Origin of the sequence: Solihabitans fulvus, assembly GCF_008386585.1 — a bacterium.
Classification (GTDB): domain Bacteria; phylum Actinomycetota; class Actinomycetes; order Mycobacteriales; family Pseudonocardiaceae; genus Solihabitans; species Solihabitans fulvus.
In genome coordinates, this window is the sequence record NZ_VUOB01000155.1 from 1 (window position 1) to 379 (window position 379).

1 protein-coding gene is annotated in these 379 nt (G+C 69.9%); it reads right to left on the minus strand.

The features are described 5' to 3' along the window. Positions 1 to 369, minus strand: a 369-nt coding sequence (locus F0L68_RS40965) for an acyltransferase domain-containing protein (RefSeq protein ID WP_223199606.1), incomplete at its 3' end; no start/stop codon positions are given. Between the last annotated feature and the right edge of the window lie 10 nt (positions 370 to 379).

Consider the following 379-nt stretch of genomic DNA (forward strand, 5'->3'; position numbering starts at 1 on the left):
GATGCCGTCGGCGAAGCGGACCGTGCTGCGGACGTGGGTGACCCAGTAGTCGGGTGTGCAGATCTCGGTCGGGGGCGCGGGGCGTCCGGTCACGTTGGAGATCAGGGTCAGGGTGGGTTCGGTGAAGGTTGCTCCGGCCAGGGTGTGTTTGAAGTCCGCGAGCATGGGCTCCATGCGGGCGGAGTGGAAGGCGTGACCGACCGAGAGACGCTTCACGCGGCGGCCCCGGGCGCGCCACTGCTCGGCGTAGGCCACGGCTTCCGGTTCATCGCCGGAGACGACGACGGAGTGCGGACCGTTAATCGCGGCGATGTCCAGTCGCGGCGAGTCGGCCAGGACCTCCGCCTCGGACGCCTCGATCGCGACCATCGCACCGCCG